Below are 15,535 nucleotides of genomic sequence, written 5' to 3' on the forward strand. Positions count from 1 at the left end.
ATCTTTTTTACGCAATTTTGCTCCAACTACAACAGAAATGGTTGATAAACTAATCTCAGTTGCACTCGACTTAATAAATCCTCAACATTTAAGAAACTGGTTTGCTAGTTGCTGCTACTGTACCTCATAACAGCCGTAGGTGCTGTAATGCAGGAGACACATGAAAAAATTCTCCCAGTGCTTTTGCTTGAGCTTTACTAATTCTGAAACTCGCCTACACTCAGTTATGCTGTAACCATTTCTGCTACTGAACTAGGTGATGCTGGCTCAAAATGTAAAACCATAATTTGCTCTGGACGTAAACCAACTGATTCGTAGGTTTGACCATTGCGATCGCTAAATTCTACTTCAAATGCAGCACCATCCGCTAACATTTCAACTATCGTACCAACTTGACCACGCAACAAATTATATTCAGGCAGATCAATTGTGAGTGCTACTATATCCAGCAACTTTGGTGTATTTGTAGTCATTTAATATAGTCTCCACATATTACAACATTACAGCAAAGGATAGCAGCTAGTTAATCTGGGAACATCAGAACCATCTTTTATAATCCAACCAGTGCGAATAGTTGCAGTTCTATTCTGCCATTCCAGAGTAAAGTCTAGTGTGTAGCGTTGTCCATATTCATCATACCTATTCAAACTAACTTCTTGAGTTTTGACTTTTTCCAAAATAATTTGGCGTAATTCCTCAGCATTTTCAGCAGTCATACCTAAAATTGAAGAAAAGAGACGGGCTTTATCCTTTCCTGTAGGATGTTCTCGATTAAGGGAGTAGTCACGAAGTTTACGAATGTCAACAACTGCATTTTCTGAATTTGGAAGTAAATTTAAATTCACAGGTAATTTAGTAATTTCTTCATGATTGAATCCCCTCTCTTCAAATTTTTTGCGGTACTCAGGTTCTTTCATTAGAAATAATGAAATATCCCTTAATAAAAGTTTTGTATTCCATTTTCTTTGACTCAACAATTCATCAGCTTGTTCTTGTCCCATTATTTCTGCGAATAGCTGATATATTTCTCTATCGCTAATGTCTTGTTGATTAGCAAGCGCATCATAACCTTCTTTGATATAGTTGTTCATGGCGGTGAGAGCTTTTTCAATCTCTTCTTTCAAATTCTCTTCTTCATCTGGTTTTGTCATATATATTTTATTTGGTAACTATACTTATTACTAATTGTATAAATTACATTATAATTAAATGCCTATTACTTATTATGCGCTGGGGTGAGCAAAACAAGTAATTTGAGACTTCCTGCCATCTTCTATAATTGATAGAACCTGCACATATATTCTTAGGCATGAAGCTGTGACGGAAACTGGAAGCTACAAAGACACTGTAAATCTACCTAAAACTAATTTTGAGATGCGGGCTAACGCCATCAAGCGTGAACCTGAAATCCAAAAGTTTTGGGCAGACAATCAAATTTTTGAACGCCTGTCGCAAGAAAATCCAGGCGAATTATTTATACTGCACGATGGCCCTCCCTACGCAAATGGCTCTCTGCATATTGGTCATGCCTTAAATAAAATTCTCAAAGATATTATTAATCGCTACCAGTTGTTACAAGGGCGGAAGGTTCGTTATGTGCCTGGTTGGGACTGTCATGGCTTACCAATTGAGTTGAAGGTTTTGCAAAATCTCAAGTCGGCAGAACGGCAGAGTTTAACGCCTTTGCAATTGCGGCAAAAAGCGAAAGAATTTGCTTTAGCAACGGTAGATGACCAACGCCAGAATTTTAAACGCTATGGTGTTTGGGGCGACTGGGATAACCCATATTTGACGCTGAAGCCGGAATATGAGGCGGCGCAAATTGGGGTTTTTGGCCAGATGTATTTGAAAGGTTACATCTATCGTGGGTTGAAGCCTGTTCACTGGAGTCCGAGTTCTAAAACAGCTTTGGCTGAGGCGGAGTTGGAATATCCAGAAGGGCATACTTCGCGGAGTATTTATGCGGCGTTCCCTGTGACGGGTTTGGCTGAGGCAGTTAAATCTGTTTTGGGTGAGTATTTGCCAGAGTTGGGTGTGGCTGTGTGGACTACTACTCCTTGGACAATTCCCGGTAACTTGGCGGTGGCGGTTAATGGCGAGTTGAATTACGCGGTTGTGGAGGTTTCACGCAGAGACGCAGAGGCGCAGAGAGGGTTTAAATACCTGATTGTGGCGGCGGATTTGGTGGAACGGTTGGCGGCGACTATCTCGGCTGAGTTGACGGTGAAGGCTACTTTTAAGGGTAAGGAGTTAGAACATACTACTTACCGTCATCCTTTATATGACAGGGAAAGTCCGGTGGTTGTAGGTGGTGACTATATCACTACTGAGTCAGGTACTGGGTTAGTACATACTGCCCCTGGTCACGGTCAAGAAGACTACATTGTGGGTCAGCGTTACGGTTTGCCGATTCTTGCGCCAGTGGATGATAACGGCAACTTTACCGAGGAAGCGGGACAGTTTGCGGGGTTGAATGTGTTGGGTGATGGGAATCAGGCAGTAATTGATGCGCTGACGGCGGCGGGTTCGCTGTTGAAGGAGGAGGCTTACGCCCATAAGTATCCTTACGACTGGCGGACGAAGAAACCAACGATTTTCCGGGCTACTGAACAGTGGTTTGCTTCGGTGGCGGGATTTCGGGAGGAAGCATTAAAGGCGATCGCATCGGTAAAATGGATACCAGCCCAAGGTGAAAATCGTATCACGCCAATGGTGGCGGAACGTTCTGATTGGTGTATCTCTCGTCAGCGTTCTTGGGGTGTGCCAATTCCGGTATTCTATGATGAGGAAACGAATGAACCTCTGTTAAATGAGGAAACTATCAACCACGTTCAAGCCATCATCGCTGAGAAAGGTTCTGATGCTTGGTGGGAATTGTCGGTAGAGGAATTATTACCAGAATCTTATCGCAACAATGGCAAGTCTTACCGCAGAGGTACAGACACAATGGATGTGTGGTTTGATTCTGGTTCATCTTGGGCGGCTGTACTTAAGCAACGTCCAGAGTTACGCTACCCCGCCGATATATATTTGGAAGGTTCCGACCAACATCGCGGTTGGTTTCAGTCGAGTTTGCTGACTAGTGTAGCGGTAAATGGCATTGCACCTTATAAAACTGTTTTAACTCACGGCTTTGCTTTGGATGAACAAGGTCGGAAAATGAGTAAATCAGAAGGAAATGTGGTTGATCCCAATGCCATCATTGAAGGCGGGAAAAATCAAAAATCAGACCCAGCTTATGGTGCAGATGTATTGCGATTGTGGGTATCTTCGGTAGACTACTCCGGTGATGTCCGCATTGGGAAAAATATCATCAAGCAGCTTAACGATGTGCGCGGTAAGATTCGCAATACGGCGCGGTTCTTGTTGGGAAGTTTGCATGATTTTGACCCAGAAAAAGATGCAGTACCTTTCGAGGATTTGCCGCAGTTAGATAAATATATGCTGCACCGCATACGTGAGGTGTTCCAGGAAGTTACAGAAGCGTTTGAAAGTTTCCAATTCTTCCGTTTCTTCCAAACTGTGCAGAATTTCTGCGTTGTTGATTTATCCAACTTCTACTTAGATATCGCCAAGGATAGACTATACATCAGTGCGCCGAATGCTTTTCGCCGTCGCAGTTGTCAGACAGTGATACACATTGCTTTAGAAAATTTAGCACGAGCGATCGCACCTGTTCTCTGTCATACTGCGGAAGATATCTGGCAATTTCTCCCCTATAAAACACCTTACAAATCAGTGTTTCAAGCTGGTTGGGTGCAGTTAGATGATGAATGGGATAATCCAGACTTAGGGGAATTTTGGGATACTCTGCGTTCACTCCGCACCGATGTTAACAAAGTTCTAGAACAAGCCAGGATAGAAAAAATGATTGGTTCTTCCCTGGAAGCTAAAGCTTTGATTCATATCCCTCACAAACAGTTAGGTGATGCTATCAAAGCCTTTAACCCAACCAAGGGTAATGGTATTGATGAATTGCGGTATTTATTGCTGACATCTCAGGTGGAAGTATTAGACTCTGCGGAGAAATTGCAAGGATTAAAATACACCGCGCAAACCGTAGACTGGCAAATTGGGGTAGTGAATGCAGAAGGCGAAAAATGCGATCGCTGCTGGAACTACTCAACTCATGTGGGAGAATCACAAGAGCATCCTTTATTGTGCGAAAGGTGCATTCCCGCCTTAGTTGGTGAGTTTTAAAACAGGTTTAACATGAATGTAGGGACGTTTGATGAAATGTCTCTACATTTGTTTAACGCCGTGTGCAACTTTTTCTCCAACCTAACCCCCAACCCCTTCCCTACGAGGCTATCCATTACCCGGATCTTTCTCAACATTTATGAGAGTATTCACTCACGCTTTTTCTAACCCTGATTACTTCGTTCTTAATTCTCAATAAAAAGCCAATTTTAGCGAGAAGATAAAGAGCGAATTTGTCAAGTATGCTTGACCCCTCAGTCTTCAAGATGACTACAAAACAAGCGTTTTAGGATTTTTAAGAAAGATGTGACTAATGGATAGCCCTACGAGGGAAGGGGAGCAAAATTCAAAGCCTCTCTCCGCTTCGGGGAGAGGTTTGGAGAGGGGTTTAAAGAATAAGTAGCACATCACGTTATATAGGAATTTATATTTTCCAAGATGATGAACACCCAATCACCTGTAACCACAGACTTCTTAGGAATGGTGTTGAAAATGCAACCAAACATCATCGTGAGTGACGAGCAACTTTTTGATTTCTGTCAAGTAAACCGTGATTTTCGCATTGAACGTAATCACCAGGGAGAATTATTAATTATGCCACCCACAGGCGCGGAAACAGATGAACGCAATTTTAATTTAACTGGTCAATTATGGATATGGACAAAGCAAGATGGTACGGGTGTAGGTTTTGGTTCTAGCGGTGGTTTTACCTTACCTAACGGTGCAGTGCGTTCTCCTGATGCAGCCTGGATAAAAAAAGCAAGATGGGAAACAATACCTGTAGAACAAAGAAAGAAGTTTGCGCCTATTTGTCCTGAATTTGTAGTGGAATTGCGTTCAGAGACAGATAATTTGCAAACATTACAAGAAAAAATGGCAGAATATATAGCTAATGGTACAGAATTAGGTTGGTTAATAGATAGAAAACAACAAAAAGTATTTATTTATCGTCCTGAACAAGCTGTAGAAGAATTAGATAATCCTTCAACATTAAGCGGTGAAGATATATTACCAGGATTTGTTTTAGATTTAAGTCAAATTTGGTAAACGGATAATATTATAAAGAAACTTAATAAATCTCTTATTCATTATTTTAATACCTGCAAATAAATAACTTCTCATTGCATAATAGTTTAACTGTCAGCGTTGATTGACGCTGCTGGAACTACTCAAGCTATATGGGATAATTACCAGAGCATCCATTATTGTGCGAAAGTAGAGACGTTATATATAACGTCTCTACAAATGATGATTACAACTTTTGCAATAACTCTTGCGTTAACTGCAAAAATGCTTTAGAACCAGCAGATTGAGGTGCATTTAATACAGCAGGCATAAAACTATCAACAGCTTTCGCCACATTAATATCAACTGGGATTTGTGCCTTACAAATTTGTTCTACACCAAAATCTTCCACAACTCGGTGCATAACTTGTTTATAATATCTGCCAGTCAGTAAATTAGTATTGCACATACTAAAAACAATTCCCAGCATTTTAATATTTATTTTCGCTTCATGTTCGTGACTATCTTTTAACTGGCCAATGCGTCTTTCTAAAAGTTGAATTCCCACCACAGATAAAGGTTCTGGCTTGGCAGGGAGGATGTAAAAATCACTAGCAGCTAAAGCACTGCGAGTCAGCAAATTATAACCAGGAGCGCAATCTAACAGAATAAAATCATACTCATCACGCACTGGTTTTAAAATGTTATTTATCAATACTCTTTCAAAACGGTTCCAGACATTTTCAAAGTTTTGTTCACCAAAAGCAACCGTTTGTTTGTGCAGCATTTCTGAGACAACAAACTCATCATATAAATCGATATCACCCGGTAATAAACTTAGTTCGCTAAGTCCACAAATTTGAGGTTGGATAATATCGTTAATTGTCAGCTTGCTGTTAGGATCTGGATTAATGACATCATCGATTAAATATCTAAATGTCAGTCTTTGTTTGCGCCGCTTGGCAAAGTCTAAAGGCGACATCAGACTAAGTGTGGCGCTAATTTGGGTATCTAAGTCTAATACCAGTACCTTTTTACCGTAATTTTTCGCCAAACAAGTAGCTAAGTTGACGGTGAGAGTCGTTTTCCCTACACCGCCTTTCATATTTGCAGTAGCAATTACATATCCCATTGGTTAATTCCTCTGATGACGCATTCCCATCTAGGTAGCGTACACCCATCCTGAACGCTTAAAACTTTCGTTAAATTTAATATTTGTGGGAAATCAAAAATTAAAACCTTCAAATTATAGCAGTCTTGAATCATTCCCCAACAAACAGATCCTCAACTTTTGGAAGAAATTGGGGATCTGAGGTTTGTGGAAATTACTCTGTTCAAAATGATATTTATTTTTTTTACAAATACTTAAAAAATATTTATACACAATCTTAGCCAGTAATTTTGTGGCAGAATCAAACAGATATAAGCATGATGCAATAAATTAAATTCTATCGAGGTAAATAATTTGGCTTTCAATCCTGAGTTGTGCCGTAACGAAAGTGAAGTTGAAAGCAAACTCATAGTCCAATATTTGCTACCACAGTTAGGATATACACCAGACACTTGGCATCAAGAAGTCGCCGTTGGTAGCATCCGCCTAGATTTTCTCGCATTTGCCGCACAAGTTCTACCATTTGTCATAGACGCTAACTCGCCATTGAGTGTGGTGATGGAAGCAAAGCATCCTAAACAAAACTTAAATAATCACTTTCTCAGACTCAGGCATTATTTAACCAGCTTGAATGTGAGATATGGATTATTGACTAACGGTAAAGAGATTAGAATTTATCAAAAATCAGGTGATGATATTCAGTTAGTTTTTTCTTGTGCAGGTAAAGATGTAGAGATAAAAATAGAAGAAATTAAAAGCTTGATTGGTAGAGATAGTCTCAACAAAAATCAGGTAATAGATAAAATTGTAATTGCTGATTATCAAGAACAATTGAATTCACAAGAACAGGGCAAGAATTACATGAAGACCATAGCAATCTACCATAATAAAGGCGGAGTTGGAAAAACAACTATTGCTGTTAACCTTGCAGCAGCTTTAAGTAAAAAAGGTAAAAGAGTTCTTTTAATTGATATCGATTCCCAGGCAAACACCACTTTTGCTACAGGGCTAATTAAATTTCAATTTGAAGAAGATGATGATTTAAAAGACAAAAATGTATACCATTTAATAGAATCAGGAGAATTTAATTATATTCCAGATATTGTTCGTCAGTCTCAATACTTTAATAATCCTGAGATTGATGTCATACCTTCTCATATAACCTTGATTGAATATCAAGATACATTAAACAAAATTGCTGCTACTAGACGTAGGTTAGTAAAAAAATTGAATATGGTAGAAAGTAATTATGATATTGTAATTATTGATACGCCTCCCTCAAGGGATTATTATGCTGAAGTTGCTTTGATTGCAGCTGATTACTTAATAATTCCTTCTGATTTAAAACCATTTGCAAATCAAGGTTTACCGACAGTAATAAATTTTATTAAACAAGTTAATGAATATAGAGATGATATAGGCAAATTACCCATTAATATAATAGGCGTTCTTGCTTCTAAAATTTCTACGAATGCTAAATTTTTACAATATACCTTTCCAAAACAGAGAGATGTCATATTAGAACGCTATAATCTACCTCTGCTCGAAGCAGTAATTTATGATAGAACAGTGTTGTCAGAGTGTATGAATCAAACAATAACAGTTGGAGAATTAGAGTATCCAGATCCCAAGTCTGTTATTAAATATGCAGAAATTAAATCTAATGCTGAACAATCTGCTATGGAGTTTGAAATTTTAGCAGATGAAGTTTTACAAAAAATGGAGGGTTAATTAATGATGAAATTTTATCTTGTAGACGTGAAAGATATTAATTCTAATATACCTCGTTCAAATTTTTCTGAAGCTGATTTAGATAACCTGGCAGAGATTATTCTAGAAAGTGGAGGAATTATAAGACCATTAGTATTAAAACCGACAGATGCCGAAAATTATACAGTTATTGATGGGCATTTTGAGTACTATGCTGCTGTAAAAGCAAAAGAAAAAAATCCCCGAAAGGGTGAAATGGTTAATGCTTTTGTAATTTCACCTAAAAATGAGGATATGCTACTGAAGCAAGTAGCAGCATTTCGAGAATTGAAATATTCTAATACTATAGAAGAAAATATAGTATCGACAAAAACAAACAAATCTAAACTAAGCTTGGAAAAGGAAGAAATTAGTTTAATAGAAAAGCAAATTAATGACTTAAGATTAGAATTAGCGCAAGAAAAGAAAGAAAGACAAAAACTCTATGAATACATAAAGTCAGTTGAAAATCAAATACCCAAACAAATTACACCATTAGAAGCATTTAATAGTTTAAATGTGCTAGAACTCACTTTAAGATTAAGAACTGCCGGATTTACAGATAAGAAAGCAGCTCAAGTTGCTGAAAGTATTGAGAAAGTTCGTAAAAAGAAACCATTTGATTCGTTAAAAGATGTTATAGCAAGAGTAACAATTACATCGGGTAAAAAACAAGTTAAAGGTATTAGTGGTGATAAAATGGTTGATATTATTGATAGTTGGTCTCGTCTAGTATTTAAGTAATTCTTACTTATGAGCAAAGTTAAGACAAAATATTAGACATTATACATTAATCTTATAACTCTTTGCGCCTTTGCGTGAGGATCAAAACTCATGTTTTAGAACCTTCGCATAATAAATATACTAGCGATCGCACATAATATCAAAACTATCTCTAGCTTGTTTTCATTCAAACTATCGATAAATTAACTGGGTGTTTAAGGCTTTGGTAATGCGATCGCCTGCAAATTCTCAATAGACTATTATGTAAATATCTCATATTTCACCACCTTCTTTGTTACTGAGAAACTACAAGCATATTGAGATATAGCAAGCCTAAGCAAGTTACAAACATATATCTCCCTTGTCTCCCTTGTCTCCCTTGTCGCTCTGAATTATCTTATTCATATCTCAAATAGGATAGCTATATTTAGGTATTGTTATATATAAATTGGTAGAGAAAAATCTATCTATCTTTTGACTTCAAAAGTTACCTCATCTGGAAGAAACGCCAATAAATCAATGTTGTTAATCTGAGTACAGATGAGATTTTCGAGGTCGTTATGAATATTATTGCTTGGATAATATTAGGTTTATTAGCTGGTGCGATCGCTAAAGCCATTTACCCTGGCTATCAAGGTGGCGGTATTCTTTCCACAATGATTTTAGGGATTGTTGGTGCTTTTCTTGGCGGAAGTTTATATACTTTGTTGCAAACAGGGACTTTGCAATTGACAGCCACTAGTTTTAGTCTTCCTGGCTTATTTATAGCAATCATTGGTGCCATTATTGCTATTTACTTATGGGGACTACTGCGAAGAAGCAGTAACGCTTAAACTCTTGTGAGTAAACCATTATTAAACCGAGAGTGTGTTGGGTAAATTTTACCAATAACACTCTTTACAACCCCGAAATATACTTTTGTCCTACCTGCTGTAGAAAGCTAATTTGCCAACAACACACTAATCATATTGTTTATCTATAAAAGCAGTTAAAAACTCTCAACTGCCAAGGCAATAAATTTATTGCCCACTATGTTTTGTTGAAAATAATCCCAGAGGTCTTGCATGTTTTTCCATAAGAAAGATCCAATTCATGTTGTCAATGTTAATGACAGCAATCCCCGTTTTGCTCAGTTACTGCTTGAGCAGTTTGGCGGTGCAACTGGAGAACTAACCGCCGCTTTGCAATATTGGGTGCAATCTTTTCATGTGGAAAATGCTGGAATTCGAGATATGTTGCAAGATATTGCCATTGAAGAATTCGGGCATTTAGAAATGGTTGGTAAATTAATTGAAGCTCATACTAAAAATACTGACCAAACAGATGCTTATAAAAGTACTCTGTTCGCTATTCGCGGTATTGGCCCCCACTTTTTAGATAGCCAAGGTAATGCTTGGACAGCTAACTATATCAACGAAGGTGGCGATGTAGTTCGTGATTTAAGAGCGAATATTGCGGCTGAAGCTGGCGCTCGTCAAACTTACGAAGAGTTAATTAAATTAGCACCAGATCAAGGGACAAAAAATACTTTGGTGCATTTGTTAACCAGAGAAATTTCTCATACCCAGATGTTTATGAAAGCATTAGATTCTGTGGGTAAATTGACAGATCCATTTTTCGGTAATATTCAGCCTGATGAAACAGTGAATATTTACTATAACTTATCTACTAATGGCAATGGTCACGATGAGCGCGGCCCCTGGAATTCTGAACCTGCTTTCAAATACGTTGCTAATCCTTTAGAAAGCAAAACTAACTAAAGTTTCTGTCCTCCTAATTCCTTGTCAACCCTCAATAATTATGACTTAAGTCAGTGGGAGTTTCTTCCCTGACTTATTTTATTGCTTTTTTAATGCAAAACCCATTACTTTTCTAGGGAGATTGATTAGTGATTGTTAAACCTACACAAAATGGTTGGGAAGTAATTTATCATCGCGCTCATGCTTTACTTGCAGCACAGTTAGCCGGACAGTGGCGGCGGAAAAATGCACCACCAAGGTTATATGAAACATTAGCTGCAATTTCTCATCATGATGACTTAGAAAAAGAGTGGGAAGAAGATAACCTGACGGAAGCTGGCGCACCAATGGATTTTATGTTGAATCCTGAAATCAACGTTGATAAGTTGGCGAATCTGATTAAGAATGCTCACTATCGTGGACGCTGGGTAACTCTTTTAATTTCTAAGCACCTGTGTCGGATAAATGAGTCTAAACGTGGTAAGTCACCAGAATTAGACAAGTTTTTAGACGAACAAGTAAAAAACCAAGAACACTGGCGTAAAGAGTTAGGAATAACGCAAGATGAAGTGGATACAGCTTACGCATTTATGCAGTGGTGCGATCGCCTATCTCTAATTCTCTGTCAGCAAGAATTACCTGCGGATGAACGCTTCTTAGAAATTAACACAGGGTCTGATGGTCAACGTTATGACATTATGCAACGCACAGACTCTTTAGTCACAGTCCAACCTTGGCCGTTTGAAGACGAAAAATTCACTGTCAATGTCGAAGCTTGTGAATTATCCCAAGTCAAGTTTGCTACTCCCGCTAAACTGATTCAAGCTCTCCAACAAGCTCCCATCACAGTACTAGAGTGGACTTTTGTAGCTAGTACAACAAAGCAAAAGTCAAAAGGCAAAAGGAAAAAGAAAGAATAGTGATACTACAAGCCTTTTAGCAATTCCTTATGGTCACTGAGTTTCGGCTTCGCTCAACTGCCGTTTGGTCGAAGTGTGGTCTGTTTATTTACACCGACCTGTACTAGTTAAACCCATCGAAAAATACAAATGAAAAAGCGTCCGGGAGTGTTGCCGTGTTTCCACCCCAGACGCTCTTTCTTTTCAACTTGCTCCTCACACACAAATATAAAATAGCATTTGTTTTTTGAATTAGTAAATCTGTTGTGTGACAGTTTTACGAATTGCACAAACTATGTTAGTATTTCTAACCCAAATAAAAAGCACCTGATGGTGTTGCCGTGTTTCCACCCCAGGCGCTTTTTATTTTCAACTTGCTCCTCACACACAACTAGAAGTTATCACTTGTTTTGGGAAATGACAAGTATATTATGTAACACTTTATTAAGTCTTTAAATCACCCGTGGTTTACGCCAGTGATACGCATACAACTTAAATATTTAGATAAGATATAACTCAGGATGGTTGCCGAGACGGAATAAACATTTTATGTCTTAGAGACAGGTGACTGCCAAGGATTAATCGCAGTATGTCAAAGCTCCAGTGCTTCTATTTGCAGCGTTACTTTGTTTCTGTGTTCTCGGTGTTAATGGCGCTGCTATTAGGCTTAACGCTGGATAACTTGTTAAAACTAGAAGTCTCGCCAATTTTTTTTGTCGCTGTATTATTTAGTAGTTGGTATGGGGGGTTAGTTTCTGGCTTATGGGCAACTTTGTTGGCGGTTGTAGTCAATAACTACTTTTTCATTTCGCCCATTTATTCTCTACTACCCAAAACCGGGGCTGATGTACTACAGCTAGTTGTTTTTGGGTTTACAGCATTATTAATTAGTTCTTTAAATTCAGAGTTATATATTGCCAAGCAGAAATCTGAGTCTAAGTTGGCAAAGTTGAAAGTGAATTATCGCCGTCTCTTGGAGACAGCTTATGAAGGGATATGGATATTTGACCAAGATGGAAAAACAGAATCGGTTAATTCCCGACTAGCTACAATGCTTGGTTATAGTGTAGATGAAATGAGCGATCGCGCCATTTTTGATTTTTTAGAACATAATGCTCAAAGCGAAATTCAGCAATGGCTAGAACAAAATCAGCAACAGCACGAAGAAACAAAACGACAATTTGAACTGTGCTTACGCCGCCAAGACGCATCAAAACTTTGGGTAATTGCTGCTCTTAGCTCAATCTTAGATGAGCAAGGCAAATTCTCTGGTATGGTTGCAATGCTAACTGATATTACCGAGCGCAAGCATTCCGAGGCAATTTTAGCGCAAGAACAAGCCAAGCGCGATCGCGAAGGTCAATTGTTGCGTGCCATGCTCGATATTTTGCCTGTAGGAGTAGTGATTGCTGATGTTCAAGGCAAATTTATCGAAGTTAATCCAGCTATCAAAGCAATTTGGGGAGAAAATGCCCCTTGTTTGGATGATCCCAGCCAATATCATGAATATAAAGGATGGTGGGCAGATACAGGTAAACCAATTGCTGCCCACGAATGGACATTAGCTAGAGTTTTGGCGACAGGTGAGACAGTCATTGGCGAAGAAATTGATATTGAAAGTTTTGATGGTAAACGCAAAACCATCCTGAATTCTGCTATCCCGATCCGCGATGAAATCGGCGCAATTATTCACGCTGTAGCTGTGAATGTAGATATCACCGAACGCAAGCATTCCGAAGCCAAATTGCGCCAGAGTGAAGCACTTGCCAAAGCCAGGGCTGAAGAACTAGAAACCATCATGGAAACTGTACCGGCCGCAGTTTGGATTGCTCAAGATCCCCACTGTCATCAAATGACAGTTAACCGCAGTGCGTATAAATTAATGCGCCTAGAACCAGGCTCAATTATGACAGCAACTCCAGCCAGTGGAGAATACCCTTGGCCATTTAAAATTCAAAAAAATGGTCAAGATGTTCCCCTCCATGAACTCCCAATGCAGCAATCTGGTGCAACTGGTCAAGAAATGGAGGGAGAATTTGAGTTTGTTTTTGGTGAAGATGATGTCCAGTATATTTACGGCAAAACCGCACCTTTACGTGATTCGGTGGGTAAGATTAGGGGTGTAATTGGGGCTTTTCTAGATATAACTGAACATAAACGTAACGAAGAAGCATTACGCCAAAAGCAAGAATGGTTAGATTTAGCCCAATCCGTTGGTAAAATTGGTAGCTTTGAGTGGCATATCCCCACTAACGTCAATATTTGGTCAAAAGAATTAGAAGCAATTTACGGTTTACAACCAGGTGAATTTGGCAGAACTTATGAAGCTTGGAAACAATGGATTCATCCTGACGATTTAGCCAAAACCCATGCAGATATCGTGAATTCTTTAACAACAGGCCAGTTTTTCACAGATTTTCGGGTGGTGTGGCGGGATGGCAGTATTCATTGGCTTCATGCTAGAGCCAAAGTTTACTACGATCGCGAAGGTAAACCTTTACGGATGGTAGGAGTTAATGTTGATATTAGCGATCGCAAACAAGCCGAAGAAGCACTCAAACAAAGCGAATCTCGCTTGCGACAGCTATTAGAATCAAGCATCATCGGAATTATTGAAGCCGAACCAGATAAAATTACCTTCGCCAACGATGCCTTTTTACAAATGCTTGGTTACACCCAAGAAGATTTATTAGCGGGGAAACTGCGTTGGCAAAATATGACACCACCAGAATATAGAGAACTCGATCAAGCCAAGGTAGAGGAAGTTTTTGTTTCTGGTGTATGCACTCCGTTTGAAAAAGAATATATCCGCAAAGATGGCTCGCGTGTGCCGATTCTGTTGGGTGCGACTTTATTAACACGCTATCCATTTCGCTGGGTGTGCTTTATTCTAGATTTAACCGAACGCAAGCAAGCCGAAGCTGAACGGGTGCAAGCATTAGAACGAGAACGTGCAGCCAGAATAGAACTAGAAAAAGCCAACCGGATGAAAGATGACTTTTTAGCAATTGTCTCTCATGAATTGCGATCGCCACTAAATCCGATTCTCGGTTGGGCAAAACTACTCAAAAGCCGCCGATTAGATGCAGCTAAAACCACCCAAGCCCTAGAAACCATCGAGCGTAATGCTAAATTACAAGCCAGATTAATTGATGATTTACTTGATGTTTCACGGATTTTGCGCGGTAAGCTGAGTTTGAATATCTGCACAGTTGACTTAGTAACTTGTCTAGAAGCTGCACTAGAGACTGTGCGTTTAGCCGCCGAAAGCAAATCAATTCCGCTACAAACAGATTTTGCCGTGAGTACGCTACCAGTAGCAGGTGATCCCAACCGCCTCCAACAAATTATTTGGAACCTCCTCACCAACGCAGTAAAGTTTACACCGGAAGGCGGTAGAGTAGAAGTCCGACTAGAAACCGTTGGTAATTCTGCCCAAATTCAAGTTACAGATACAGGTAAAGGCATTAGTGCAGAGTTTCTCCCATTCGTGTTTGAACGCTTCCGTCAAGCCGATGAGGTCACAACCAGAAAATTTGGTGGACTAGGATTAGGATTAGCCATTGTGCGCCATCTTGTCGAACTCCACGGTGGTTCTGTGCAAGTCACAAGTCCCGGAGAAAACTTAGGCGCAACTTTTACCGTACAGTTACCATTAATTGTGGCTGCGGCTGAAACATTGCCCAACTATCCGTTAATTGAAAATACCCCAAATCTTCAAGGCGTGCAGATAGTTATTGTCGATGATGATGTGGATACGTTGAATTTACTAACTTTTCTTTTGGAACAGTATGGTGCAACAGTCCAGGCGGTAAACTCAGCCCCAGATGCCCTACAAGCGATCGCTCAAACCCAACCAGATTTACTGTTGAGTGATATTGGGATGCCCACAATGGATGGTTATATGCTGATTGAGCAGGTAAGAAAGACTACTCCTGCCAGTATATTACCTGCGATCGCTTTAACTGCTTTTGCTGGTGAAGCTAATTCCCAAAAGATTATCTCCGCAGGCTTTCAGCGACATCTCACCAAACCCATCGAACCAGCAGAATTAGCAGCAGTCATAGCCAGTTTGATTTATAGCAGAGAATAGGTAGGGGTAGGGTGGG

The 15,535-nt window shown here is 39.3% G+C and carries 11 protein-coding genes; 8 read left to right on the plus strand and 3 right to left on the minus strand.

What is annotated here, in order from left to right; translation table 11 throughout:
• Positions 1 to 224: 224 nt before the first annotated feature.
• Positions 225 to 473 (minus strand): DUF4926 domain-containing protein, encoded by a 249-nt coding sequence (locus H6G79_RS29265; RefSeq protein WP_190590070.1) that lies wholly within the window; start codon positions 471 to 473, stop codon positions 225 to 227.
• A gap of 27 nt (positions 474 to 500) precedes the next feature.
• Complete coding sequence (locus H6G79_RS37020; protein ID WP_242048609.1) at positions 501 to 1,151, minus strand: DUF6883 domain-containing protein; 651 nt, start codon at positions 1,149 to 1,151, stop codon at positions 501 to 503.
• 166 nt (positions 1,152 to 1,317) lie between these two features.
• Between H6G79_RS37020 and ileS the strand changes: the two genes are divergently transcribed.
• Together ileS and H6G79_RS29280 are read left to right on the plus strand one after the other, a co-directional pair.
• Positions 1,318 to 4,200 carry an isoleucine--tRNA ligase gene (ileS, locus tag H6G79_RS29275; RefSeq protein ID WP_190590069.1) on the plus strand — a complete coding sequence of 961 codons (2,883 nt, stop codon included), beginning with the start codon at positions 1,318 to 1,320 and terminating at the stop codon, positions 4,198 to 4,200.
• Positions 4,201 to 4,641: 441 nt separating this feature from the next.
• Positions 4,642 to 5,247 carry a Uma2 family endonuclease gene (locus tag H6G79_RS29280; protein ID WP_190590076.1) on the plus strand — a complete coding sequence of 202 codons (606 nt, stop codon included), beginning with the start codon at positions 4,642 to 4,644 and terminating at the stop codon, positions 5,245 to 5,247.
• A gap of 205 nt (positions 5,248 to 5,452) precedes the next feature.
• Here H6G79_RS29280 and H6G79_RS29285 read toward each other — a convergent pair whose 3' ends face one another.
• A complete protein-coding gene (locus H6G79_RS29285) occupies positions 5,453 to 6,337 on the minus strand; it encodes a ParA family protein (protein ID WP_190590068.1) in 885 nt (294 codons plus the stop codon).
• Between the two features lie 333 nt (positions 6,338 to 6,670).
• On the opposite strand from H6G79_RS29285, the gene H6G79_RS29290 reads away from it, so the two are divergent.
• The 6 genes from H6G79_RS29290 (at position 6,671) to H6G79_RS29315 (ending at position 15,519) form a co-directional block, all read left to right on the plus strand.
• On the plus strand, positions 6,671 to 8,047 hold the full coding sequence (locus H6G79_RS29290) for an AAA family ATPase (protein WP_190590067.1): 1,377 nt from the start codon (positions 6,671 to 6,673) through the stop codon (positions 8,045 to 8,047).
• A gap of 3 nt (positions 8,048 to 8,050) precedes the next feature.
• Positions 8,051 to 8,809, plus strand: a complete 759-nt coding sequence (locus tag H6G79_RS29295; RefSeq protein WP_190590066.1) for a chromosome partitioning protein ParB — start codon at positions 8,051 to 8,053, stop codon at positions 8,807 to 8,809.
• Between the two features lie 539 nt (positions 8,810 to 9,348).
• A complete protein-coding gene (locus H6G79_RS29300; protein ID WP_190590065.1) occupies positions 9,349 to 9,621 on the plus strand; it encodes a GlsB/YeaQ/YmgE family stress response membrane protein in 273 nt (90 codons plus the stop codon).
• Positions 9,622 to 9,852: 231 nt separating this feature from the next.
• Positions 9,853 to 10,548, plus strand: coding sequence for a manganese catalase family protein (locus tag H6G79_RS29305; RefSeq protein WP_190590064.1), 696 nt, complete (start codon positions 9,853 to 9,855; stop codon positions 10,546 to 10,548).
• A 128-nt stretch (positions 10,549 to 10,676) separates the two neighbouring features.
• Complete coding sequence (locus H6G79_RS29310; protein WP_190590063.1) at positions 10,677 to 11,447, plus strand: DUF3891 family protein; 771 nt, start codon at positions 10,677 to 10,679, stop codon at positions 11,445 to 11,447.
• A 568-nt stretch (positions 11,448 to 12,015) separates the two neighbouring features.
• The gene (locus tag H6G79_RS29315; RefSeq protein WP_190590062.1) at positions 12,016 to 15,519 is read left to right on the plus strand and encodes a PAS domain S-box protein; all 3,504 of its coding nucleotides are present in this window, start codon (positions 12,016 to 12,018) and stop codon (positions 15,517 to 15,519) included.
• The last annotated feature ends 16 nt before the right edge of the window (positions 15,520 to 15,535 follow it).

The sequence above is a fragment of the Anabaena sp. FACHB-83 genome (assembly GCF_014697485.1).
Classification (GTDB): Bacteria; Cyanobacteriota; Cyanobacteriia; order Cyanobacteriales; family Nostocaceae; genus Nostoc_B.

Excerpts from the sequence above, each read along its gene's own strand:
- H6G79_RS29265 (WP_190590070.1), bottom strand. The coding sequence starts at position 473 with ATGACTACAAATACACCAAAGTTGCTGGATATAGTAGCACTCACAATT.
- H6G79_RS37020 (WP_242048609.1), bottom strand. The coding sequence starts at position 1,151 with ATGACAAAACCAGATGAAGAAGAGAATTTGAAAGAAGAGATTGAAAAA.
- H6G79_RS29280 (WP_190590076.1), top strand. The coding sequence starts at position 4,642 with ATGAACACCCAATCACCTGTAACCACAGACTTCTTAGGAATGGTGTTG.
- H6G79_RS29285 (WP_190590068.1), bottom strand. The coding sequence starts at position 6,337 with ATGGGATATGTAATTGCTACTGCAAATATGAAAGGCGGTGTAGGGAAA.
- H6G79_RS29295 (WP_190590066.1), top strand. The coding sequence starts at position 8,051 with ATGATGAAATTTTATCTTGTAGACGTGAAAGATATTAATTCTAATATA.
- H6G79_RS29300 (WP_190590065.1), top strand. The coding sequence starts at position 9,349 with ATGAATATTATTGCTTGGATAATATTAGGTTTATTAGCTGGTGCGATC.
- H6G79_RS29305 (WP_190590064.1), top strand. The coding sequence starts at position 9,853 with ATGTTTTTCCATAAGAAAGATCCAATTCATGTTGTCAATGTTAATGAC.
- H6G79_RS29315 (WP_190590062.1), top strand. The coding sequence starts at position 12,016 with ATGTCAAAGCTCCAGTGCTTCTATTTGCAGCGTTACTTTGTTTCTGTG.